Here is a 22,420-nt window from a genome sequence, read left to right on the forward strand (position 1 = left end):
GCTTTTTCAGGCCCAGGTACGCTCGAGAACGGAAATCCAGTTCTCGTGCCCGATCTTCTTCAATTCCGCGTCGTTAAAGCCATGCTTGCGCAGGGCTTCGACCAGACGCGGCAGGCCGGCCGCATCCTTCATTTCGGCCGGAATGGTCGTGCCGTCGAAATCGGAACCGAGCGCAACACGATCGATGCCGATGCGTTCGGCGATATAGGCAACATGGCGCACCAGCAGGTCGAGGCTGGTATTGGCATCCTTGATGCCATCGTCACGCAGGAACAGCACGCCGAAATTGATGCCGACGAGACCGTCCGTATCGCGGATCGCGTCGAGCTGGCGGTCGGTGAGGTTACGGCTGTGGTTGCACAGCGCATGCACGTTGGAATGTGAGGCCACCAACGGCGCGTTTGACAGTTTCGCGATTTCCCAGAAACCGGCCTCGTTCATGTGCGACAGGTCGACCATGATCTTCAACTCGTTGCAGGCGCGGATCAGGTCGCGACCGGCTTCCGTCAGACCGGGACCGATATCGGGAGTAGACGGGTAACGGAATGGCACACCATAGGCAAAGACGTTGGGGCGGCTCCAGACCGGACCGAGCGTTCGCAGGCCCGCCTGATGCAAAACATGAAGCGCATCGAGATCGGCGGCCACGGCTTCCGCGCCCTCGATGTGGAAAACGGCGGCAAAGCTGCCGGTATCGATCGAACGGCGGATATCCTCTGCCGTGCGGCACACAGTCACACCACTTTGCGACCGCGCCTCGATTTCGAACAGCAACCGCGCCATCGCCAGCGTTTCGTTGATGGCATCCGGTTGCGCCGGCGTCGGGTAATCACCATTGGCGTCCTTCGTCATGCTCGGCGAAGGCACGTAGATGGCGCAAAGGCCTCCGGCCAGACCACCGGCCTTGGCGCGCGGCAGGTCGATATGCCCCACATCCTCACCCTCGAGAAAACGCTTGACCGGATCGGCGCCGCCATCGCGTCGCAGGCGCAACAGCACGTCATTATGGCCATCGAAGATCGGGAGCAAATTGTTCAACATTTTCTGAAGTGTCCTGCCGGAACATTGAAGTTTCGTTTATCCGTAAGTAGGCGTGGCGACGTCCGCAAATGCAAACCGCGCATAACCTATGCGAAAAATGGAATTGGTCGGTTTTTAAACACACTGTTAAGACCGCTATAAATTGCGGCAAAATCTTGCCACCCCTTAAATCCCGGGGGCGGCACATCAAGGGGAATATAGCAATGGTATCAAGACGCAACTTTCTGATCGGCGGCGCAGCCGTTCCGTTCCTGTCCTATCTCGAACTGGCCGAAACCGCCTTTGCGGCCACGCCGAAGGACATTCTGGTCGTTGCACAGCAGCTCGACAACATGACCAGCCTTGACCCGCATGAGGGTTTTGAGGCCGTCGGCGGCGAGATGATCAGCAACATGTACCAGAAGCTGGTGCGTGCCAACAGCGACAACCCCGATACCGTGACCCCGGTCATCGCCGCTTCCTGGGAAGCCGATGCCGACAATAAGGTCTTCACCTTCAAGCTGTCCGACCAGAAGTTCGCGTCTGGCGCCGCCGTCACCGCCGAGGACGTAGCGTTCTCGCTGCAGCGCGCCATCAAGATGAACAAGAGCCCGGCCTTCATCATCAACCAGTTCGGCTTCACCGCTGAAAACGCAGAAGCCCGCATCGTCGCCAAGGACGAAAAGACCGTCGCGCTGACGACCGAAGCACCGACCGCGATCTCCTTCCTGCTGTTCTGCCTGTCGGCGAACATCGGCGCCATCGTCGAAAAGAAGACCGTTCTCGAAAACGAAACAAACGGTGACCTCGGCAACGCATGGCTGCAGAAGAACAGCGCCGGTTCCGGCCCGTTCAAGCTGCAGGCCTGGAAGGCTTCGGAAAGCATCGCGCTGACGCTGAACGAACACGGCCCCTACAAGGGCAACCTGAAGCGCGTCATCATCCGCCACGTGGTCGATCCGTCCTCGCAGATGCTGATGCTCCAGAAGGGCGACGTCGATATTGCCCGCGACCTGACCTCGGAACAGCTGAAGGCGCTTCAGTCCGACGAGAACGTCACGCTGGTGCGCAAGCAGATCGCCTCGCTCGTTCTAATCTCGCTGAACCAGAACAATGCCAACCTTGCCAAGCCGCAGGTATGGCAGGCCGTCAAGTGGGCGCTCGATTACGAAGGCATGCAGAAGAACATCGTGCCTTTGACGCACGTCGTTCACCAGAGCATGGAGCCGACCGGTTTCCCGGGCACCGTTTCCGACACGCCGTTCCAGAAGAATGTCGAGAAGGCCAAGGCCCTGATGGCCGAAGCCGGTCTTGCAGACGGTTTCGACATCACGCTCGACCACTACTCGGCCCAGCCTTACCCGGACCTCGCCCAGGCGATCCAGGCGAACCTTGGCGAAATCGGTATCCGCGTAAAGCTGCAGTCGGCTGAAAACCGCCAGGTTCTCACCAAGATGCGCGCCCGCGGCCACGAGATGGCACTTTCGGCATGGGGCACCGACTATTTCGACCCGAACTCGAATGCCGAAGTGTTCTGCATCAACAAGGACAATTCGGACGACGCCAAGAAGAAGCCGTTCGCATGGCGCTCCAGCTTCAAGAATGACGACCTGGCCGCCAAGGCAGAAGCTGCCCGTGACGAAAAAGATCCGGCAAAGCGTCTGGAGCTTTACGAAGCCCTGCAGCGCGAGTTCATGGAAAACAGCCCGTTCGCCATCATGTTCCAGACCACCAAGACCGCGGCTTGCCGCAAGAACGTCTCGGGCGTGACCATCGGCGTTCTGTCTGAAGGCAACACCTACCTCGAGACTTCCAAGTCGTGAACAAGCGTTTCAAAAGCCTTGCAGCAACACTGAGCAGCGTCCTCCTGACGCTGTTCGGTTTGACTGTGCTGACATTCCTCATCGGCCGGGTCATGCCGGTCGATCCGGTCATTGCCGCCGTTGGCGACAATGCGCCTGAGGATGTCATTCTTCGCGTACGCACTGAGATGGGCCTTGATCAGCCCATTCCGGTGCAGTTCCTGCATTATCTCTATCAACTCGCCCACGGCGATTTCGGCATGTCGGTTCTGACCAAGAACCCGGTTGCCGAAGATATCGTGCGCTTTTTCCCGGCGACATTCGAGCTTGCGACCGCAGCCCTTCTGCTGGCCATGCTGATCGGCATTCCGCTTGGCGTCTGGGCAGCCGTCCGTCAGGGTTCGTTCACCGACCAGGCGATCCGCGTCGTCTGCCTCGCCGGCCATTCCGTGCCGGTCTTTATGCTGTCGCTGATCTCGCTTCTGATCTTCTATTCCTGGCTCGATATCGCCCCCGGCCCCGGCCGTCAGGACATCATCTTTGACGGCATGATCGATACGGTCACCGGCATCCTGACCATCGACACGCTGATCGCAGGCGATTTCGATGCGTTCTTCGATGCGCTTGCGCATATGGCCCAGCCGGTCATCATCCTCGCCTATTTCTCGATGGCCTATATCGCCCGCATGACGCGCGCCTTCATGATCGACGCGCTCAAAGGCGAATATGTCATCACGGCCCGCGCCAAAGGTCTGTCGCTGACCACCGTTATCTGGGGCCACGCCTTCCCGACGGTTGCCGTGCAGCTCGTCACGGTCGTCGCACTCACCTATGCCGGCCTTCTCGAAGGCGCCGTCGTCACCGAGACCGTGTTCTCGTGGCCGGGCATCGGCCAGTATCTGACCGTCTCCCTCATGAATGCGGACATGAACCCGGTCGTCGGCACCACGCTCCTGATCGGCATTATCTATGTCGGCCTCAACCTGATTGCGGACATTCTCTACCGCGTCCTCGATCCACGGGTACAATAATGATCGCCACCTTCCGAAACTGGGCGCTGGACGAAAATCCGTCCTCGCGCCGCCAGGCCGCCTGGGGCAACTGGTACCGCATCTGGCTGAACCTGCGCGGCAATGCGCTCGGCATGATCGGCCTGACCATCATCGCCATCTTCATCGGCATCGCCATCTTCGCGCCGCTTCTTGCCACGCATGATCCGGCAGCGCAGGATCTCGCCAACCGTCTCAGCGCGCCGACCGCTATCCACTGGTTCGGCACCGACGAGCTTGGCCGCGACATCTTTTCGCGCCTGCTTTACGGCGGCCGTGTCACGCTCGGCATGGTCATCGCCGTCGTGGTTCTCGTTGCGCCGCTAGGCCTCGCCATCGGCTGCATCGCCGGTTATTTCGGCGGTGTCGTCGATACGGTCCTGATGCGCATCACCGACATCTTTCTGGCCTTCCCGCGTCTCGTTCTGGCGCTCGCCTTCGTGGCAGCCCTGCAGCCGGGCGTCGAAAGCGCCGTACTCGCCATCGCGCTCACCGCATGGCCGCCCTATGCCCGCATGGCCCGCGCCGAAACGCTGACGGTGCGCGGCAGCGACTTCATCGCGGCTTACCGTCTGACCGGTGGCTCTTCGTGGCGCATCATCTTCCGCCACATCATGCCGCTTTGCGTGCCGACGCTGATCGTGCGCGTCACGCTCGACATGTCGTCGATCATCATCACCGCCGCCTCGCTCGGCTTCCTCGGCATGGGCGCACAGCCGCCGTCGCCGGAATGGGGTGCGATGATCGCCACGGCAAAACGCTTCATCTTCGAACAGTGGTGGGTTGCCGCCATTCCCGGCATCGCGATCTTCATGGTGTCGCTGGCCTTCAACTTCCTCGGCGACGCCCTGCGCGACGTCCTTGATCCGAAGGCGGCCTGATATGCTAGTCGAAATCAAGAACCTGCATATCGGCTTTGAAAGCCGCACCGGCTTTGCGCCCGCCGTCAAGGGCGTGTCGCTGACGCTCGGCACCGAAAAGCTCGGCATTGTCGGCGAAAGCGGTTCGGGCAAGAGCCTCACCGCCCGCGCCCTGATGAAGCTTCTGCCAAAACAGACGCGGATCGAAGCCGACAAGCTGGAATTCGACGGCATCGACATGCTGTCGGCGTCGGAAAAGCAGATGCGCACGATCCGCGGCAAGCGGGCCGGATTCATCCTGCAGGACCCGAAATATTCGCTGAACCCGGTGAAGACGATCGGTAGCCAGGTGGCCGAATCCTGGCGCGCCCACAAGGGCGGCAGCAAGCGTGCAGCCCTGGAAGCCGCCATCAATCTTCTGGAAATGGTAAAGATCCACGATCCTCGCAAGGTGGCAGCATCCTATCCGCACGAAGTTTCCGGCGGCATGGGCCAGCGCGTCATGATCGCCATGATGCTGGCGCCGGATCCGGAACTGCTGATCGCCGACGAACCGACCTCGGCGCTCGATGCCACGGTACAGGCGGAAATCCTGCGCCTGATCGAGGAACTGGTATCGGAACGCGGCATGGGCCTTCTGCTCATCAGCCACGACCTGCCGCTGGTCTCGCATTTCTGCGACCGCGTCGCCGTGATGTATGCCGGCCATGTCATGGAAGAGCTGAAGGCATCCGACCTCCTCTCCGCCCAGCATCCCTATACGCGCGGCCTCTTGAACTGCATGCCCTCGCTAATGCATCCCAAGGAGCGCCTGCCCGTCTTGACCCGTGATCCGGAGTGGCTGAAATGACCATCGAGATGGACAATCTGCGCATCTCCTTCGGTGACAAGGAAGTCGTCAAGGGCGTGTCCTTCAACGTCGCCGAAGGCGCCAGCTTCGGCATCGTCGGCGAAAGCGGTTCGGGAAAATCCACCGTGTTGCGCGCCATGGCCGGCCTCAACAACGACTGGTCGGGCCGCATCGCCTTTTCCGGCGAAAATGCACCGCTGAAACGCCCACCGGCCTTCTTCCGCAAGGTGCAGATGGTGTTTCAGGACCCTTACGGCTCCTTGCACCCGCGCCAGACGATCGACCGCATCCTGTCGGAACTGCCGCTCGTGCACGGCATGGACAATATCGACGACCGCATCGCCAGGGTTCTGTCGGCTGTTGCGCTGCCGCAGACGGCGCGTTTCCGTTATCCGCACCAGCTTTCCGGCGGCCAGCGCCAGCGTGTGGCGATTGCCCGCGCGCTGATCGCCGAGCCGGACGTGCTGCTGCTGGACGAGCCGACCTCGGCGCTCGATGTCTCGGTTCAGGCGGAAATCCTCAACCTCCTCGCCGATCTGCGTGCCGAGCGAAACCTCACCTATGTGATGGTCAGTCACAATCTCAGCGTCATCTCACATCTTTGCACCGAGGTCGGCGTGATGATCGATGGCCACATGGTCGAACAGGTCACTGCCGAGGATTTGAGGCTCGGCAATATCGAACACGCTCACACGCGCGAACTGCGCAGCCTGAGCGTGGAGTTGGAAGAACCGGCCTGAGGATAAAAGCCTCTCCGTCGTCATCCTCGGGCTTGTCCCGAGGATCCAAGCCCTGACCATGCATTCGACGTGGTTGGATGCTCGGGACAGGCCCGAGCATGACGGAGGAAAAAACAAACCCGTCATTGGAGAAGCGAAATGTCGATCACAGCCAATTGGGAAGCCGCACGGAACGCCGTGAAGAAATTCACGGCCGGATGGGGCAGTGACCAGCCCGGCGGCGCGGTGATCGGTTTCGATGCCAACGGCATCCGTTTCGCGGAAGCCGGCGGCGTCGAAAGCCTCGCGACCATGGCCCCCTTCTCCGCCGATACGGTCGTGCGTTACGCCTCCGTCACCAAGCACGCATTCTGCGCCATGGTGCTATCCCACCCGCAAGCCATTTCGCTCGACGACACGCTCGGCCAGCATTTGCCCGAGCTGCAGGAACCGTTGGCGAGCGTCACCGTCGGCCGCGCTCTCGACATGAGCGGCGGCCTGCCCGACACCCGCGAATGCCTCTCGCTGCTCGGCCTTTCGGTCTACACCGAAACCAAGGCCGGACCGCTGATGGAATTCCTCGCCCGCCAGACCCGCCTGAACTACGAGGCCGGCACCGAAGTCTCCTATTCCAACACCGGCTACCGCCTCGTCGAAACGGCACTTGAACGCAAGGGCCTGTTCTTCCGCGATTTCATCCGCGGCGCCGGCGCAAAAGCCGACGCCACGCTCGATGCTCCGGATGTCTGGAACGATGCGGTCGCCGGTCTCGTGCCGGGTTACTGGCACGACGGTGAAAAATGGCAGCTCTCCGCCGCCGGCCTGCATATTTCCGCCTCCGGCAGCATGACCGGCAGCGCCACCGGCCTTGCCAACTGGGTCCGCGCGCTGGCGGCCGGCAACGGCGCGCTCGCCGGCATCCTCGATACACTTGCCGCACCCCGCGCCCTGTCGGATGGCTCCGAAAGCGGTTACGGCCTTGGCCTTCGCCGCACCATCCTCGATGGCCGCAACTTCACCGGCCACGGTGGCTCGCATCCCGGTTACAAGACCTATTTCCTCATTGATCAGCAAAGCCAGAGCGGTTTTGTCGTCGTTTCCAACCGCGAAGACACCAATGGCAACAAGATCGCGCAGGAGGCCATGGCCGCCCTGCTCGATCTCGCTTTGCCCGTCGCCTCCCCGGTCCTGACAGATGGCCTTTACGTCACCGAAACCGGTCCCTTCTGGATCGAGGTCAAGGGATCTACCGTCACCTGGCTCGATGCCGATGACACCGCTTATGAAGACTTGGACGGTTTCGTCTCATCCTTCTCCGCCTCGTCACCGATGCGCCTGAAGATGGACGGCGATGCTATTATCGGCCAGATCGGCCATCCGCCGCGCAAATTTCTGCCCGCCATCGATACCGGCATCCCGGCCACGCTTGCAGGCCGCTGGTTCTCCGATGAAGGCGCATTTTTCGAGATCGATGGCGATGCCGTCGTCATGGGCGTCGGCCCGGTCCGTCACCGCATGCCCTTGAAGGCGCTCGGCAATGGGCGCTTCCTGTTCACGCTCAAGGATGGACCGTGGACCAAGCGCGTCTGCCTGCATGTTCTTGCCAAAAACCGGCTCGAACTGGTTCTGTCGCGTGCAAGAATGATCGAATATAGCAAAGGCACCTGATTGCAATTTCCCACCAATCGGACCAATGAAAAACCGATACCGGTTTTGTTTTGGAGTGTTCGGTGGAAGTCAAATGGCTTGAAGATTTTCTGGCGCTGGCCCAGACGCTGAATTTTTCCAAGGCGGCGGACGAGCGAAATGTCACCCAATCCGCCTTCAGCCGCCGCATCCGGCAGCTGGAAGCCTGGGTCGGCACCAGCCTGATCGACCGCGCCACCTATCCGTCACGGCTGACGGAAGCCGGTAAAAGGTTCGTGCCGATCGCCGAACAGACACTGCAGAACCTTTACCAAGCCCGGCGCAATCTGCAGCACGAGGAAGGTAATGATGCCCGCACAGTGACGCTGACGGCGCTGCACACGTTGTCCTTCACCTTTTTCCCCGACTGGCTGAGCGATCTGCGCGAAAAACTCGGGCCACTCGTCTCACATATGCGGCCCGACTCGGGCAGCATGGACGAAAACCTCAATTCGCTGATCGACGGCGATTCCGATTTTCTACTCACCTACCAGAACCTGCACGTACCGATGCTGCTCGATCCGCAGTTCGAACATCACAGGCTCGGCGCCGAAACCATCATCCCTGTCAGCGCTAAAAATGAGAACGGCGAGCCCCTCCACCGGGTGGAGGCAGGCTTCGCGCATGTCAGCTATCAAAAAACGTCGTTTTTCGGTCAATTGATCGCCGGCACGCTGGCCACGCGCCTGCCAGCAGACAATCGCGTGCATGTCGGCAGTCATTCGGTTGGCCTGAAAGCCATGGTGATGTCGGGTTGGGGGCTTGCCTGGATCCCGGAAAGCCTCATCAAGGCCGAACTGGCAGACGGCCGGTTGGTGCGCGCGGCGGAACCGGAATGGGATATCGAGGTGGAAATCCGCCTCTATCGCTCAAAAGAAAACCGGCGGCCCATCGTCAGAAAAATCTGGGATGTTTTAACGGCCGCCGGCTAGTTCCGTCCCGCTCCAAACGGGGATTGTTTTAAGGAGCGATCCGGGAAACTTCAAAAATCACACTGCCGTGCGGCGGGCATTGTCCATATAGAGCGTGCGCAGGCGCTGGAACATCGGGCCGGCCTTGCCATCGCCGACCGGCTTGCCATCGATGAAGGTGATCGGCACGATGAAGTTCGAAGCGCTGGTCAGGCAGGCTTCGCGCGCCGCCATCGCTTCTTCCACCGTGAACGGGCGCTCTTCGATGGTCAGGCCCTGTTCGCGGGCAAGATCCAGAACCGCGAGGCGCGTGCAACCCGGCAGGATCGCCGTGCCATTGCCACGGGTGACGATCTTGTCGTCATGCGTGATGATATAGGCCGTCGACGATGCGCCCTCGGTGACAAAACCGTCTTCCACCATCCATGCCTCGTCGCAGCCTTCGGCCTTGGCGACGCGTTTGGCCAGAACCTGCGGCAGCAGACAGACGGTCTTGATATCGCGGCGTTCCCAGCGCTGGTCCGGCACGATCTTGACCTTCAGGCCCTTTTCGACGGCAGCGACGTGCTCCAGCGTCTTTTCCTGGGTGAAAAGAAGCAGCGTCGGCTCGATATTGTCCGAATAGAGGAAATTGCGGTCCTCGGCGCCGCGCGTGTATTGCAGGTAGATAACGCCTTCGGTCAGCTGGTTCTCCTCGACGAGGCGCTTTTCGATGGCGACGATCTCGTCGGTCGAAATCGGCAAATGCCCCCCGATTTCGCGCACGCTGCGTTCCAGACGCGCCATGTGCAGCGGGCTGTCGATAAGCTTGCCGTCGAGAACCGCCGTCACTTCATAAATGCCGTCGCCGAACAGGAAACCGCGATCGAAGATCGAGATATGCGCTTCGTTTTCGGGCAGGAAGGCACCGTTGAGATAAACGATGCGAGGCGTTGCGGCAGGCATTCAGAACTCCAGTCTTCAGTTTCAGCGGCGCTTCAGGGCGAAGAGCGAAATGGCATTGTAGGTGGAAGGTTTGTCGGTGCCGGCGTTGTAGCCGTGTGTGGTCGTTGCCATGGTCATCGAATTGATGATGGCTTCTTCCGAGGCCTCGATGACGGCTTCGAACAGGGGCGAAACCACATCGTTGGAGAGAACCGGATAGCTGGCAACCGCCTTGCGGCGCTCCGGCGTGCGGCGCAGCTCTTCGGCAGTGGAAAAGGCCAGGGCATAATCGCCCGAACCGTTGCTCAAGGCCGCACCGGTGCGCGCCAGACCACCAAAACAACGCTCGGCCAGACGTTTGAGATTGCGTGAGCACAGCGGCGCGTCGGTCGCGACGATCATGACGATCGAGCCGTCCTTGTCATGCGCACCTTCGGCCTCGTAAGGCTGGCCCGCAACCGTCAGCTTGCCGCCATAGTTCGACTGCACCAGCACGCCGACCGTATAGGCAACACCAGCCACGGAAACGACACGCGAACTGGTGCCGATCCCGCCCTTGAGGCCGAACGCTACAGTCCCCGTGCCGGCGCCAACAGCGCCTTCCTCGGCCGGACCACTCTTGGCGACAGCCAATGCCTGCGACATTTCTTCAACGGTCGGGCGCGCGGCGCGAATATCGTTGAGACGGGAATCGTTCGTTTCCCCGACGACCGCATTCAGCGAAACGACGCGCTCATTGCCAGCCTGCGCCAGCGTATGACGGTTGATCGCCTCGATGGCGCGGCCAACGCCGAGCGTATTGGTCAGCAGGATCGGCGTCTCGATCTCGCCGAGTTCCGCGATCTGCGTCGAGCCGGCAAACTTTCCAAAACCGTTGAAGACGGCAAGTGCCGCCGGAACCTTGTCCTGGAACAGATTGCCGCAATGCGGCAAAATCGCCGTGGCGCCGGTGCGCGTCCGCTCACCCTCAACGCAGGTCACATGACCGACGGCAACACCTGCGACATCGGTGATCGCGTTCAGTGCACCGGTCTCGTAATGGCCGACAGAAATGCCCAGCGCGCGCAGACGCACGCGTTTTTCGCTGCTCATCGAAGGGGTCCCAGTCCGTGATTTTTCGCAACCCTACTTGAGCGAAACGCCTTGGGGCACAACAAAAACGGAATAGTTTCAGACCGGGTTTGCAACACCCTTCAGGAAACGGCCGGGAAAGTTTCGCGGCAACACCGCGCCAGAAGACCATCAATATAACATGAGTATTCTTATCATATTAATTTACCGATTAGGAAGCGCGTGATATTGGCGGGGACGGATGGCGGGAGGAAGCCGTTGATCGTGATCAATGCCCATGTCGGCCATGGAGCTAGGATCACGAACGGAGCACACGACGAGACGTTTCGGCGTCTTGTTGTGGTGGGGAGGAGCCTTGACCACGTGTTTTAGAAAGACAGACAGATGGGCATCCTTTCCGACCGGCTCATTTCCATGGAGCCATGGCTGCACGACAGCCCAGACACCGAGTTCAGCGATGACGGCAGCCCGGCAACGGCACCGCTGACCGTAGCTGTTGCCACCGCATTTCTGGACTGCCGCTGGGCAATTTCGGCGACACAAGCAGCGCCCCCATTGCCGGTACAAGCAGCCGAACAGCCGCTATTCGACGCGCTCCACGCCTCCGAAGAATGGAGTGCCGAGGACGGCTCCCTTTTCGTTGAATTCGACGGCTTTCTCATCGATCGACAGACAGCGGCTGTTGCCTGCGCTGGCATAAGCCCTCCGATCGCCGCGTGATCAGCGCTTGAAAAAAGCCAAGCGGCCAACATCTCACATCCATCGATGGCCGCCTCGTCGTTTCCATAGACCAAGAGACTATTTTACAAGGAAATTTTGCATGGCCGAAGAACGTACGCATGTGTTGGTTATCAATTGCGGCAGTTCGTCGCTGAAGTTCAGCCTGTTCGCGGGAACGGACCGTTCCGCCATCCTTTCGGGTCTTGCCGAAAATCTCGGCCAGCCGGAAAGCCGGTTGATCCTCAAGGAGAATGACGCAAAGATAACCATCGCACTCGATGACGGCAGCCATGATGTCGCTCTTCGGCGCCTGATGGCAGAACTTCAGCAGCGTGGCCTCCTGGATGCCATCGGCGCCGTCGGTCATCGCATCGTTCACGGCGGCGAACGGTTTGTTAAGGCAACCCGTCTCGATCCCGAGGTCATCGACGAAATTGAATCCATTTCCTATCTCGCTCCCCTGCACAATCCGGCCAATGTGCTGGGCGTGCGCGTTGCCATGGAAGTTCTCGGCTGGGTCCCGCATGTCGCCGTTTTCGACACCTCTTTCCACATGACAATCCCGCAGGCGGCCCACACCTACGCCATTCCGCATGACTATCGTGATGCCGGCGTGCGCCGTTATGGTTTCCACGGCACCAGCCACAGCTTCGTTGCCAAGGAAGCCGTCGACCTGCTGGGCCTCGATCCGAAGGACCACGGTCTGGTCATCGCCCATCTCGGCAACGGCTCTTCGGCAACCGCCGTGCTCAATGGCGAAAGCGTCGACACGTCCATGGGGCTCACCCCGCTTGAAGGCCTCGTCATGGGCACCCGTTCCGGCGATATTGATCCCGGCGCAATCTTCCACATTGCCCGTCAGGACAAGCAGTCCATCGACGATCTCGACAAGCTTCTGAACCGCAAGAGCGGCCTTCTCGGCCTGTCCGGCCTGTCGAACGATTGCCGCACGCTGGAAACCGCTGCAGGCGAAGGACATGAAGGCGCAATTCTGGCGCTCGATGTCATGGTTCACCGTCTCGCCCGCTACATCGGTGGTCTCGCCACCTCGCTGCCGCGCCTTGATGCGGTGATCTTCACCGGCGGCATCGGCGAAAACTCTTCGTTTGTTCGTGCCAAAACCATCGCACGTCTGGCAGCCCTCGGCATCAAGCTCAATGAAGAGACGAATGCCGGCATGTTCGGCGGTCGTTGCGGCATCATCAGCGCCAAGGGCACCGGGCCGGCAGCCGCCGTCATCGCCACCAATGAGGAATGGGCCATCGCCAACGAGGCGCGCCCCTACATTGGGCAGGAAATCCGCAAGGCCGGGTAACCCACGCTTCGCACGATCGCAGCGCCCGCCGCTTATGATGCCGGGCGCTTGCAGCCCAAAAACTCCCGGCCATGCCGGACACAAGAGAAATATTGAAAGGCTAAAGTTATGACCGCACGTGTCATTTTCCTGGCGCCACTGGCGCAAGACGTCGGCCTCACCTCGGTTGCACTCGGTTTTGTCCGCGCTCTGCAGCGCGACGGCCTGAAGGTCGGCTTCGTCAAGCCGATCGCGCAACCGACGGCGAACGAACATCCCGGCTCCACCTTGCGGGCGACCGAAACCTCCAGTCATTTTGCCCGCACGCTGTGCCTGACGGAAGCGCCTGACCCCATCGCCTTCGCTTATGCGGAAGAGCTGCTGCGCAAGGGCGAGCTGGACCTTCTTCTTGAAGAAGTGGCCACGATGACCGAGGCGCTACGCGCCGACCATGACGTCGTGGTGGTCGAGGGCCTGATCCCGTTTGCCGACATTCAGATCGCGCAGCGCCTCAATGTCGAGATTTCCCGCAGCCTTGGCGCGGAAGTGGTGCCGGTCATCAACGGCGCCGACAACGACGGCAAGCGCCTGACGGATGCCGTAGCCCTTGCCCGCCGCCAATATATGCGCGAGGCCAACCGCCATTTTGCAGGTCTTCTCGTCAACAAGCTGCCGGAAAAGGGCAATCGCCAGGCCCTGACCGATGCGCTGGCCGCCACCGAGATGAGCGAAAGCGAGATCATCGGCACCATCCCCTATCGCCCAAGCCTTAACGCGCCGCGTCTTTCCGACCTTGTCTCCTCGCTCGACCTCAAGGTCGAACAGGGGGATGATCTCGATGGCATCCGCGTGCGTGAAATCGTCGTGGCCGCCCGCTCCGTCGAAAACATCATCGATCGCCTTGGCCCGATGACGCTGGTCGTCATGCCAGGCGACCGCAGCGATATCGCGCTCGCAACCGCACTTGCCCATATGCGCGGCATTCCAATCGCCGGCATGCTTTTGACCTGTGATGCGCTGCTCGCCCCGCCGGTTGCCGAGCTGATCACCTCTTCCGGCCCCAGCACGCTGCCGATCCTCTCCACCCCGGACGACACCTATGCGACCGCCTCGCGCCTGTCACATCTGAGCTACCATGTCAGCCGCGACGATGGCGGCCATATGGAGCAGGTGATCGAGTTCATCGCCGAACATATCGATACGCGCTCGCTGCGCCAGAAGATCGGCAAGCCGCATGAAGCCCGCCTGTCGCCACCACGGTTCCGCAACCAGCTGATCGAGTTCTCACGCCGCGCCAACAAGCGCATCGTTCTGCCGGAAGGCGAAGAGCCGCGCACGCTGCAGGCCGCCGTCATCTGCCACCGCAAGCGCATCGCCCGCTGCGTGCTGCTCGGCAATCCCGAAACCATCCACGCCATGGCCCGCGCCCAGAAACTCGATCTGCCCGCCGATCTCGAAATCGTCGATCCGCAGAGCGTTCGCGCCAACTATGTCGACGCCATGGTGGAACTGCGCAAGTCCAAGGGCATGACTCCTCCCCAGGCCATGGCACAGCTGGAAGATACAGTCGTTCTCGGCACGATGATGCTGGCGGTCGGCGAAGTCGACGGTCTCGTCTCCGGCGCCGTCCACACCACGGCCAGCACCGTTCGTCCTGCCCTTCAGCTGATCAAGACCGAACCGGGCCAGAGCATCGTCTCCTCCGTCTTCTTCATGCTGATGCCGGACCAGGTTCTCGTTTATGGCGACTGCGCCATCAACCCGAACCCAACCGCCGAGCAACTGGCCGAAATCGCGCTGCAATCCTCCGACACCGCCCGCGCCTTCGGTATCGATCCGCGCGTCGCGATGATCTCCTATTCCACCGGCGCGTCCGGCACCGGCGGCGATGTCGACAAGGTTCGTGAAGCGACGGCCCTCGCCCGCGCGAAAAACCCGGAACTGCTGATCGACGGTCCGATCCAGTATGATGCGGCAAGCGTGGAAAGCGTCGGCCGCTCCAAGGCACCGGAAAGCCCGGTCGCCGGCCGCGCCAATGTCTTCGTTTTCCCGGACCTCAACACAGGCAACACGACCTACAAGGCCGTTCAGCGTTCCGCCGATGTCGTGTCTGTCGGGCCGATGCTGCAGGGCCTGCGCAAGCCGGTCAACGACCTGTCGCGCGGCGCTCTGGTCGATGACATCGTCTTCACCATCGCGCTAACCGCCATTCAGGCGGACGCTCCGAAGATCGTCGATGAAAAACCCTTGAAGAGTGCAGTCAACGCATGAGCGCGCTCGATCATCAGGACGAAAGCCTGAAGGAAACCAAGTCCGCCATCCGCGGACTTGATGCAGGCCTCATTCTCGCACCACATGAAATTGCGGTCGAGGCCGAGGAAATGGGCGTCAAGAAAAGCAAAAGCGACACCATTACACTTCTGGCACTGGCGATCCTCGCCGGCGCCTTCATCGGGCTCGGCGCCATGTTCGCGACCACGGTCGCATCGGGCGCCGACGGCATCCTGCCCTATGGCGTCACCCGCCTTCTGGCCGGTTTCAGCTTCTCGCTCGGCCTTGTTCTGGTGCTGATCGGCGGCGCCCAGCTTTTCACCGGCGACATGCTGATGGTGATGGCCTGGGCCAGCAAACGCATCAGCACCGTGAAGATGATCAAGGTCTGGGTTCTGGTCTGGATCGGCAATTTCATCGGTGCGGCCGGTGTGGCGCTGCTGGTCTTCCTCTCCGGGCATTACAAATTTGGCGGCGGCGCAATCGGTATCGCCGCCCTGCATTATGCCGAGGCCAAATCCATGCTGCCGCCGCTCGAAGCCTTTTCGCTCGGCATCCTGTGCAACATTCTGGTCTGCCTCGCCGTCTGGCTGACACTCGCCGGCCGCAGCGCCACCGACCGCATCTTGGCGATCGTCTTCCCGGTCACGGCCTTTGTTGCCGCCGGCTTCGAGCACTGCGTCGCCAACATGTATTATTTCTCCATCGGCTTGATGATCCATTATGGCGGCGCCGAAAGTTTCCAGGCGCTCGTCGCCGGCCATACGGCTCCGATCCCGCTCAGTGGTGTCGCCATGAACCTCCTCGTCGTCACGCTCGGCAACTGGGTGGGCGGATCGCTGCTGGTGGGCGGCATCTACTGGCTGATCTACCGGCGGCCAAAACGCCTGGCGAAATAAGACACTCGGTTTCGGCTATACCAGACGCCCGCGATTTCGCGGGCGTCTGTGTTTCCAGAAGCGAGAAAAACACCGCTCACCCCGAGCAGAAACTTGCCACGCGACAGCCCGATCGTGTTAGGTGAAACACAATCGTGAATGCGTCAAAACCATTTGCGAAACAGTGAAATCCCATGATCAGGCAGAGCCCCGCATGAGCGCCCCCGTCTACAAGTCCTTCGAACAATCGCTTTCCGAATTCGAAAACATCGCAGAAAGCGTCGCGCCGATTTCCAATGACGAGCTCGCTGCGCGCATTGCAAAACTGCAGGGCCTGATGCTCGAAGCGGGTGTGAAGTCGGTTTATCTTGACACCTCCACCAGCCTCACCTATTTCACCGGCATCACGCTCGGCACCAGCGAGCGGCTGCACGGCGCGATTATCCCTTCCTCCGGCGCGCCGATCTATATCAGCCCCGCCTTCGAGGAACCGAAAACGGTCACCTTGATCCGCATCGGGGGCGAAATCGCCTGCTGGGAAGAGCATGAAGACCCGGCCCTTCTCGTCGCGAACCTGATCTGCGACCTGCCTGCAAAGGGGAGCGCGCTGGCCTTTGACCCAGCCACGCCCTTCGCATTCTTCACGCCGATCGCATACCATATCGGCGCGCGTCTGAACACCATCGGCGCAAAGGACCTCATTGCTGCCTGCCGCCAAATCAAGTCGGCCACCGAAATCGCCATCATCCAGACCGCGATGACGGCGAGCCTCAGCGTCCACAAGGCCGTATGGGAAGGCCTCTACGAAGGCATTTCGACCACTGAGATCATCGACTTCATTCAGGCCGCACACGCAAAACTCGGTATGCGCCACGTGTTCGCCGCCGCCCAGTTCGGCGAGGCCACCGCCTATCCGCATGGCGTGCCCTATGCGCAGACGCTCAAGAAAAACGACATGGTGCTCATCGATCTCGGCGGGCATATCCATCGATACAATTCGGATATCACCCGCACCTACATTTTTGGCACGCCGACCGAGCGCCAGCGCGAACTCTGGGATCTGGAAAAGAAGGCGCACCGCGCCGGCTTCGAAGCCGCACAAATCGGCACACGTTGCGAAGACGTCGATGCCGCCGCGCGAAAAGTACTGACGGATGCCGGTTACGGCCCGGATTATCAGGTGCCCGGCCTGCCCCATCGCACTGGCCATGGACTTGGTATGGATCTGCACGAAGATCCGTTCATCGTGCGCGGCAACACGACACGGCTCGAACCCGGCATGGTGTTTTCAGACGAGCCGATGCTCTGCGTTTACGGCGAATGCGGCGTTCGCCTGGAAGACATCATCTACATGTCGGAGACCGGCCCGGTGTTTTTCACCGAACCTGCGCACTTGATTGAAAGGCCGTTCGGCTAACGATCAGCCGAACCGTTGCGGCGAGAAGGCGGCGATATCGATCGCCGTTTTCTGCTCTGTCAGCATGTCCGCGACAAGCCGCGCCGTGCCTGCCGACTGGGTGAGGCCGAGATGGCCGTGGCCAAAAGCGTAGACGACATTTGGCGCGCCCTTCGCGCGGCCGATCGCCGGCAGGCTGTCCGGCAATGACGGGCGAAAGCCCATCCATTGCGTGCCGCCCTCGGCCTTGAGGCCCGGCAGAAAGGTTTGCGCCTTTTTCAGCATGGCTTCCGAGCGCTTGAAATTCGGCGGCAGATCCAGTCCGCCGAGTTCGACGGCGCCACCGACACGAATGCCGCTGGTCAGACGCGTCACGACAAAACCGTGGCCGCCGAATGTGACCTGCATGCGCAGATCAAAGGCGTCGGCGGGCAAGGTCGTGTTGTAACCACGTTCCGTTTCCAGCGGAATGTTTTCACCCAGCGTTTTCGCAATACGGTGTGAAAAGGCACCGGCCGACAGAACGACTTTTCCGGCGCTTCGCTTGCCGCCATCCGCCGTCAAGATCTCCACACCATCGCTGACCGGCTGTAGCGCCTTAACCTCGGTTATCTCGATTGTGCCACCAAGCGCGGAAAAATGCTCGGCGAGGGCCAGCGTATACAGTTTTGGATCGGCAATCGAATACCAGCCCGGCGTGAACGTGCCACGGATGAACCGTGGCGCCAGCCCAGGCTGCAGGTCCGCCATTTCGGCAGCGTCCATGTGCCGGAACTCGATACCGTGTTTTTCGCGCGCTTCCCAGCCCAGCAGCGACGCCTGAAATTCCGCATCGCCTTCATAGACCTGCAGGTTACCGTCCTTGCGCAACATCGGCAGCGTGCCGGTTGCCGACAGAAACGCTTCCAACTCGGCCTTTGAAAGATCCATTAGCGAGGTCTGGGCGCTGGTGGAATGCGCCACACGCGATGGCTGGCACGCGCGCCAGAATTTTAGCATCCACGGCGCGATCTGCAGCGCATAGGCCGGCGGAATGCTGAGCGGCCCGAGCGGATCGAGCAGCCATTTTGGCGCCTTTTTCAGAATGCCGGGAGAGGCGAGCGGAAAAATATCGGTAAAGGCAAAGGCGCCAGCATTGCCGGCCGAAGCACCGGCGGCCGGGCCCTCACGATCGATGACGGTGACATGCAAACCCCGCATCTTCGCGGCAATGGCAATCGACAGCCCGACCACGCCTGCGCCGATGACGACAACATCAGACCTCATAATGTTCCCAAACTTTCCGGCGGCCTTTTCGGCACGCTCTCGTTCCCATCCCCAAAAGAAAAGCCCTCCGCGCGGAGGGCTTTTCAAATCGTTATCAGGCCTTGGCGCTCTGGATCGCACCCGGCAGCTTGCTCCAGTCGGCATACCATGTGTCGAACAGCGCAAGCTGCGTATCGACATAACCGCGCTGGCTGTCGGAGAGCACGTCCGTTTCGATGAAGTTCAGCGCGTATTCCTTATCACCCTTCAGCACCATCATGTGCTTGAAATAGAGAACCAGATCCGGGCCTTCGTCAAAGGAGGAGAGCACGCCGAGCGCCTCTTCCAGTTCCTTGGCACGCACACGGGCATCGGCATCGCCCTTCGCCGCAGCAATGGCAAGATTGCACAGATGCAGCACTTCCTTCGGCAGGACATTGCCGATGCCGGTGATGGCGCCGGTCGCGCCGCAATTGACATAACCGTGGTAGACGGCGGTATCGACGCCGATCATCAGCGTGACATTGTCATCGCGGCTGGTGATGTTTTCGGCCGCATAGCGCATGTCGTTCGGGCCGCCGAATTCCTTGAAACCGACAAGGTTCGGATGTTCGGCGCGCAGCGAAAAAAACAGGTCGGCGCGGGTGGCAAAACCGTAATAGGGGCTGTTGTAGATGACCGCCGGAAGGTCCGGAGCGGCAGACAGGATGGCCTTAAAATGCGCCTTCTGCGCCGAGATGACCGAGCCGCGCGACAGGACGCGCGGGATGACCATCAGGCCATTGGCGCCAACCTTCTGGGCATGCGCCGCAAGCGCCACGGCAGACGCCGAATTGATGGCGCCGGTGCCGACGATGACCGGAATGCCGGCCTTCACCAAGCGCTCGACGCCCTCCATGCGCTGCGCATCGGTCAGCAGCGGCCAGTCACCCATCGAGCCGCAATAGACAACAGCCGACATGCCGGCATCTATCAGTTGCTTCGCCTTCGCAACCAGCGCATCGAAATCCGGCGTGCGGTCGGCCTTGCAGGGGGTCATCAGTGCCGGGACGACGCCCGAAAAGATATTTGCCATTCCCGAAACTCCTCAAAATCCGTTGGCGGGCAAGCACACCCACGCTTCTGGAAACGAAGAATACTCCTTCCGCATTCTTTGTCGACAAAAAAAATACAAGATTTTTTAGAGTTCGATGTCCTGCCTTTCATGGCGTGTCAGAAGACGACCGATCTGCTCGACGATCTGTTCGCCATGCGCCTTGCCGAGACGGTCGGCGGCATCGATGTCCCGCGCCTCGATGGCAGCGATGATTTCCTCATGCTCATCGACAAAACGGGCAGGCAAGCGATCATCGTAGGATTGGTAATAGAGCCGCAACATGCGCCGCCCCTCGCCCAGAAGACGATCGAAAAAGCCGGCGTAATAGGCGTTACGACCGCTCGCAGCGATGGCGGAATGGAAAGCGGCATTGGTGGCGATCATCGCCAGCGCATCCTGCGAGCGTACGGCATCGCTGAATTCGGCCTGATAGGCGCGAATGACCTCAAGATCTTCCGCTCTATGATGCTGGGCAGCCAGCCGGGTGGTGACGCGGTACATCAACACCAGCGCGTCGAAATAGGCATGCATGCCGAGGAAATCGATATTCGACACCATGGTCGAGCGATTGGGCAGGGTTTCGATCAACCCCTCACCGGCCAGTCGCACCAACGCCTCGCGGATCGGTGTGCGCGACATGCCGAAACGGCTTGCCAGCGCCACCTCATCGATGGCGCTGCCGGGTGCCAGTTTCAGGTCGAGAATTTCGTCACGCAGAAGATCATAGACCAGCTTGACGCCGGAACCGCGCTTGCGCTCGACAGTCTGCTCCGGATCGGAATCGGTCATGACGGAATCTCCTTGTCGACATGATGTCTTCTGCCTTTAGCGCATTGGCGGGAAAACGTCAGCCGGACAAAGGATATTCAGGTTTCGGATGTCACCCGTGCATAGGCCCCGAGAATGAAGCGTTCCGCTCTCAGGAGATAGGCTTCCAGCATTTCTGCGGCACCGACGGCATTGCCAGCCTCAAGTGCGGTGACGATCTCGAGATTCTGATCAATGAAAGGGCCATGCAGGAATTCGGGATCTTTCAACAGTCCGAAGACAAGCCGTAACTCTAGCGCAATCTGCGCATAAAAACTGGCCATGCGCGGGCTGTCGGACAATTCCACGATGGCCGCATGAAAGGCGATGTCGGCACTGCCGACCCCAAGCCAGTCTTTTTTCTCGCGGCATTGACGCGCCTGCTCGACAGCAGCACGCATGCGGGCGACACCGGGATGACGCGGATGCGCATGCGCCAGCGCCGGACATTCGATGAAACGACGAACGCGATAGATATCGATGATCGTCGTCATGCTTGGTGTGGAAACGAATACGCCGCGATTGGCTTCGTAACGCAGCAGACCTTCCTTGGTCAGCATGCGAAACACTTCGCGCAGCGTGTTGCGCGACACCTGCAACTCTTCGCTCAGTGTCTGTTCTGACAGATGACTGCCGGGGGTCAGGCGCCCGGAAATCACCTGTTCACGGATGCGCGCCGCAACGGTTTCGGCCAGCGTCTGCACCTGTTCGGTCGCACGCGAACCGGCCTGCATCTTGCCATCGGTCGAGCCGGAAGCTTTTGGCTCCTCTACCTGTGGTTTGCGTACAGCCAAGCCGTTCCCCTTCGTCCACGGACCATGTTCTTTCATCCCGGTAGAACGCGCGCGCGCCCTTCACAAGAGAAATGACGCGCCTGTGGCACTGCCGGGCGAATAAAACCGTGCAAAAATTTAATCACGCCCACAAATTGAGCATTTGGCGCTTTGTAGGGCAATACATAAAAATTGTTCAACACTATGGACAGCATTGTTCTCCTTTGTTAGCTTTTGTTCAGAATAAGGCGAGGGAAGAGCGTTCATGATGAACATCGACATCAACAGCGACCTGGGCGAAAGTTTTGGTGCGTGGAAGATGGGCGATGATTCCGCCATGCTCGATATCGTCAGCAGCGCCAATGTTGCCTGCGGTTTTCATGCGGGCGACCCGGCAGGCATTCTCAAGACAGTTCGCGCAGCAGCCGAGCGTGGCGTCGCCATCGGCGCCCATGTCGGTTATCGCGATCTCGCCGGTTTCGGCCGCCGCAACATGGATCCGACGAGTGAAGAACTGATCGGCGACGTGATCTATCAGATCGGCGCCCTTCAGGGTCTCGCAAAGGCGGCCGGCACGCGCGTCACCTATGTGAAGCCGCATGGCGCGCTCTACAACACGATCGCCATTGACAAGCGTCAGGCCAAGGATGTCATCGATGCCATCCTTTCCATCGATCCGTCGCTGGTGCTGATGGCGCTTGCAGGCTCGCAACTTGTCGAACAGGCCCGCGCCGCCGGCCTGACGGTGGTTGCAGAAGCCTTTGCCGACCGCGCCTATACGCCGGAAGGCAATCTCGTCTCACGTCGTGAAAAGGGTTCCGTCCTGCACGACCCCGACCTGATCGCGGCACGCATGGTGCGCATGGTGAAGGAGGGTGTGATCGAGGCGATCGACGGCACGCTCACCAAGGTCGATGCGCAGTCGATCTGCGTGCATGGCGACAGCGAAGGTGCCGTCGCCATGGCAAAGCGCCTGCGTGAAAAATTCGAACAGTCCGGCCTCGCCATCCGCGCCTTTACCGGGACCGCCTGAACGATCATGCCATCC

Annotated in this window: 21 protein-coding genes; 13 read left to right on the forward strand and 8 right to left on the reverse strand. The window is 60.5% G+C overall.

The features are described from left to right. Positions 1-6 precede the first annotated feature (6 nt). Positions 7-1,041 carry a dipeptidase gene (locus ACRQ1B_RS19020; RefSeq protein ID WP_432295523.1) on the reverse strand — a complete coding sequence of 345 codons (1,035 nt, stop codon included), beginning with the start codon at positions 1,039-1,041 and terminating at the stop codon, positions 7-9. Positions 1,042-1,244: 203 nt separating this feature from the next. On the opposite strand from ACRQ1B_RS19020, the gene ACRQ1B_RS19025 reads away from it, so the two are divergent. The 7 genes from ACRQ1B_RS19025 to ACRQ1B_RS19055 all read left to right on the forward strand — a co-directional run bounded on the left by ACRQ1B_RS19025 (position 1,245) and on the right by ACRQ1B_RS19055 (position 8,918). Then, positions 1,245-2,843, forward strand: a complete 1,599-nt coding sequence (locus ACRQ1B_RS19025; RefSeq protein WP_432295525.1) for an ABC transporter substrate-binding protein — start codon at positions 1,245-1,247, stop codon at positions 2,841-2,843. Continuing rightward, positions 2,840-3,853, forward strand: a complete 1,014-nt coding sequence (locus ACRQ1B_RS19030) for an ABC transporter permease (RefSeq protein WP_432295527.1) — start codon at positions 2,840-2,842, stop codon at positions 3,851-3,853. Before ACRQ1B_RS19025 ends, ACRQ1B_RS19030 begins: the two co-directional genes overlap by 4 nt. Continuing rightward, positions 3,850-4,752: an ABC transporter permease gene (locus tag ACRQ1B_RS19035; protein WP_432295795.1), complete on the forward strand. Its 903-nt coding sequence runs from the start codon at positions 3,850-3,852 to the stop codon at positions 4,750-4,752. Before ACRQ1B_RS19030 ends, ACRQ1B_RS19035 begins: the two co-directional genes overlap by 4 nt. Before the next feature lies 1 nt (position 4,753). After that, positions 4,754-5,581 carry an ABC transporter ATP-binding protein gene (locus ACRQ1B_RS19040; protein WP_432295528.1) on the forward strand — a complete coding sequence of 276 codons (828 nt, stop codon included), beginning with the start codon at positions 4,754-4,756 and terminating at the stop codon, positions 5,579-5,581. Then, entirely contained in the window at positions 5,578-6,321 is a 744-nt protein-coding gene (locus ACRQ1B_RS19045; protein ID WP_432295530.1) for an ABC transporter ATP-binding protein, read from the forward strand. The genes ACRQ1B_RS19040 and ACRQ1B_RS19045 overlap by 4 nt, the downstream gene beginning before the upstream one ends. A gap of 138 nt (positions 6,322-6,459) precedes the next feature. Further along, a complete protein-coding gene (locus ACRQ1B_RS19050) occupies positions 6,460-7,968 on the forward strand; it encodes a serine hydrolase domain-containing protein (RefSeq protein WP_432295531.1) in 1,509 nt (502 codons plus the stop codon). A 62-nt stretch (positions 7,969-8,030) separates the two neighbouring features. Next, positions 8,031-8,918, forward strand: a complete 888-nt coding sequence (locus ACRQ1B_RS19055; RefSeq protein ID WP_432295533.1) for a LysR substrate-binding domain-containing protein — start codon at positions 8,031-8,033, stop codon at positions 8,916-8,918. A gap of 57 nt (positions 8,919-8,975) precedes the next feature. On the opposite strand, the gene ACRQ1B_RS19060 is transcribed toward ACRQ1B_RS19055, so the two are convergent. Beyond that, positions 8,976-9,842, reverse strand: a complete 867-nt coding sequence (locus tag ACRQ1B_RS19060; protein WP_432295535.1) for a D-amino-acid transaminase — start codon at positions 9,840-9,842, stop codon at positions 8,976-8,978. Between the two features lie 21 nt (positions 9,843-9,863). After that, positions 9,864-10,913 (reverse strand): DmpA family aminopeptidase, encoded by a 1,050-nt coding sequence (locus ACRQ1B_RS19065; RefSeq protein WP_432295537.1) that lies wholly within the window; start codon positions 10,911-10,913, stop codon positions 9,864-9,866. 363 nt (positions 10,914-11,276) lie between these two features. On the opposite strand from ACRQ1B_RS19065, the gene ACRQ1B_RS19070 reads away from it, so the two are divergent. The 5 genes from ACRQ1B_RS19070 (at position 11,277) to ACRQ1B_RS19090 (ending at position 17,472) form a co-directional block, all read left to right on the forward strand. After that, on the forward strand, positions 11,277-11,612 hold the full coding sequence (locus ACRQ1B_RS19070; RefSeq protein ID WP_432295538.1) for a hypothetical protein: 336 nt from the start codon (positions 11,277-11,279) through the stop codon (positions 11,610-11,612). Between the two features lie 100 nt (positions 11,613-11,712). Beyond that, positions 11,713-12,927, forward strand: a complete 1,215-nt coding sequence (locus ACRQ1B_RS19075) for an acetate/propionate family kinase (protein ID WP_432295540.1) — start codon at positions 11,713-11,715, stop codon at positions 12,925-12,927. Between the two features lie 108 nt (positions 12,928-13,035). Then, positions 13,036-15,177: a phosphate acetyltransferase gene (gene pta, locus ACRQ1B_RS19080; protein WP_432295541.1), complete on the forward strand. Its 2,142-nt coding sequence runs from the start codon at positions 13,036-13,038 to the stop codon at positions 15,175-15,177. Continuing rightward, entirely contained in the window at positions 15,174-16,076 is a 903-nt protein-coding gene (locus ACRQ1B_RS19085; protein WP_432295543.1) for a formate/nitrite transporter family protein, read from the forward strand. Before pta ends, ACRQ1B_RS19085 begins: the two co-directional genes overlap by 4 nt. A gap of 193 nt (positions 16,077-16,269) precedes the next feature. Beyond that, the gene (locus ACRQ1B_RS19090) at positions 16,270-17,472 is read left to right on the forward strand and encodes a M24 family metallopeptidase (RefSeq protein ID WP_432295544.1); all 1,203 of its coding nucleotides are present in this window, start codon (positions 16,270-16,272) and stop codon (positions 17,470-17,472) included. A gap of 3 nt (positions 17,473-17,475) precedes the next feature. On the opposite strand, the gene ACRQ1B_RS19095 is transcribed toward ACRQ1B_RS19090, so the two are convergent. The 5 genes from ACRQ1B_RS19095 to ACRQ1B_RS19115 form a co-directional block, all read right to left on the reverse strand. Continuing rightward, complete coding sequence (locus ACRQ1B_RS19095) at positions 17,476-18,717, reverse strand: NAD(P)/FAD-dependent oxidoreductase (protein WP_432295546.1); 1,242 nt, start codon at positions 18,715-18,717, stop codon at positions 17,476-17,478. A 94-nt stretch (positions 18,718-18,811) separates the two neighbouring features. Continuing rightward, positions 18,812-19,771 (reverse strand): dihydrodipicolinate synthase family protein, encoded by a 960-nt coding sequence (locus tag ACRQ1B_RS19100; protein ID WP_432295548.1) that lies wholly within the window; start codon positions 19,769-19,771, stop codon positions 18,812-18,814. Between the two features lie 105 nt (positions 19,772-19,876). Continuing rightward, positions 19,877-20,581, reverse strand: coding sequence for a GntR family transcriptional regulator (locus ACRQ1B_RS19105; RefSeq protein WP_432295549.1), 705 nt, complete (start codon positions 20,579-20,581; stop codon positions 19,877-19,879). 77 nt (positions 20,582-20,658) lie between these two features. Then, a complete protein-coding gene (locus ACRQ1B_RS19110) occupies positions 20,659-21,333 on the reverse strand; it encodes a GntR family transcriptional regulator (protein ID WP_432295796.1) in 675 nt (224 codons plus the stop codon). A 92-nt stretch (positions 21,334-21,425) separates the two neighbouring features. After that, positions 21,426-21,587 (reverse strand): hypothetical protein, encoded by a 162-nt coding sequence (locus ACRQ1B_RS19115; RefSeq protein WP_432295551.1) that lies wholly within the window; start codon positions 21,585-21,587, stop codon positions 21,426-21,428. A 50-nt stretch (positions 21,588-21,637) separates the two neighbouring features. Between ACRQ1B_RS19115 and ACRQ1B_RS19120 the strand changes: the two genes are divergently transcribed. Beyond that, positions 21,638-22,405: a LamB/YcsF family protein gene (locus ACRQ1B_RS19120; protein ID WP_432295553.1), complete on the forward strand. Its 768-nt coding sequence runs from the start codon at positions 21,638-21,640 to the stop codon at positions 22,403-22,405. The last annotated feature ends 15 nt before the right edge of the window (positions 22,406-22,420 follow it).

It is taken from the genome of Endobacterium panacihumi, from assembly GCF_050847465.1.
In the GTDB taxonomy this organism is placed as follows: domain Bacteria; phylum Pseudomonadota; class Alphaproteobacteria; order Rhizobiales; family Rhizobiaceae; genus Neorhizobium; species Neorhizobium panacihumi.

Excerpts from the sequence above, each read along its gene's own strand:
- ACRQ1B_RS19085 (WP_432295543.1), top strand. The coding sequence starts at position 15,174 with ATGAGCGCGCTCGATCATCAGGACGAAAGCCTGAAGGAAACCAAGTCC.
- ACRQ1B_RS19065 (WP_432295537.1), bottom strand. The coding sequence starts at position 10,913 with ATGAGCAGCGAAAAACGCGTGCGTCTGCGCGCGCTGGGCATTTCTGTC.
- ACRQ1B_RS19070 (WP_432295538.1), top strand. The coding sequence starts at position 11,277 with ATGGGCATCCTTTCCGACCGGCTCATTTCCATGGAGCCATGGCTGCAC.
- ACRQ1B_RS19050 (WP_432295531.1), top strand. The coding sequence starts at position 6,460 with ATGTCGATCACAGCCAATTGGGAAGCCGCACGGAACGCCGTGAAGAAA.
- ACRQ1B_RS19040 (WP_432295528.1), top strand. The coding sequence starts at position 4,754 with ATGCTAGTCGAAATCAAGAACCTGCATATCGGCTTTGAAAGCCGCACC.
- ACRQ1B_RS19110 (WP_432295796.1), bottom strand. The coding sequence starts at position 21,333 with ATGCAGGCCGGTTCGCGTGCGACCGAACAGGTGCAGACGCTGGCCGAA.
- ACRQ1B_RS19120 (WP_432295553.1), top strand. The coding sequence starts at position 21,638 with ATGATGAACATCGACATCAACAGCGACCTGGGCGAAAGTTTTGGTGCG.
- ACRQ1B_RS19090 (WP_432295544.1), top strand. The coding sequence starts at position 16,270 with ATGAGCGCCCCCGTCTACAAGTCCTTCGAACAATCGCTTTCCGAATTC.
- ACRQ1B_RS19105 (WP_432295549.1), bottom strand. The coding sequence starts at position 20,581 with ATGACCGATTCCGATCCGGAGCAGACTGTCGAGCGCAAGCGCGGTTCC.
- ACRQ1B_RS19020 (WP_432295523.1), bottom strand. The coding sequence starts at position 1,041 with ATGTTGAACAATTTGCTCCCGATCTTCGATGGCCATAATGACGTGCTG.
- ACRQ1B_RS19060 (WP_432295535.1), bottom strand. The coding sequence starts at position 9,842 with ATGCCTGCCGCAACGCCTCGCATCGTTTATCTCAACGGTGCCTTCCTG.
- ACRQ1B_RS19100 (WP_432295548.1), bottom strand. The coding sequence starts at position 19,771 with ATGGCAAATATCTTTTCGGGCGTCGTCCCGGCACTGATGACCCCCTGC.
- ACRQ1B_RS19075 (WP_432295540.1), top strand. The coding sequence starts at position 11,713 with ATGGCCGAAGAACGTACGCATGTGTTGGTTATCAATTGCGGCAGTTCG.
- ACRQ1B_RS19025 (WP_432295525.1), top strand. The coding sequence starts at position 1,245 with ATGGTATCAAGACGCAACTTTCTGATCGGCGGCGCAGCCGTTCCGTTC.
- ACRQ1B_RS19045 (WP_432295530.1), top strand. The coding sequence starts at position 5,578 with ATGACCATCGAGATGGACAATCTGCGCATCTCCTTCGGTGACAAGGAA.
- pta (WP_432295541.1), top strand. The coding sequence starts at position 13,036 with ATGACCGCACGTGTCATTTTCCTGGCGCCACTGGCGCAAGACGTCGGC.
- ACRQ1B_RS19095 (WP_432295546.1), bottom strand. The coding sequence starts at position 18,717 with ATGAGGTCTGATGTTGTCGTCATCGGCGCAGGCGTGGTCGGGCTGTCG.
- ACRQ1B_RS19115 (WP_432295551.1), bottom strand. The coding sequence starts at position 21,587 with ATGCTGTCCATAGTGTTGAACAATTTTTATGTATTGCCCTACAAAGCG.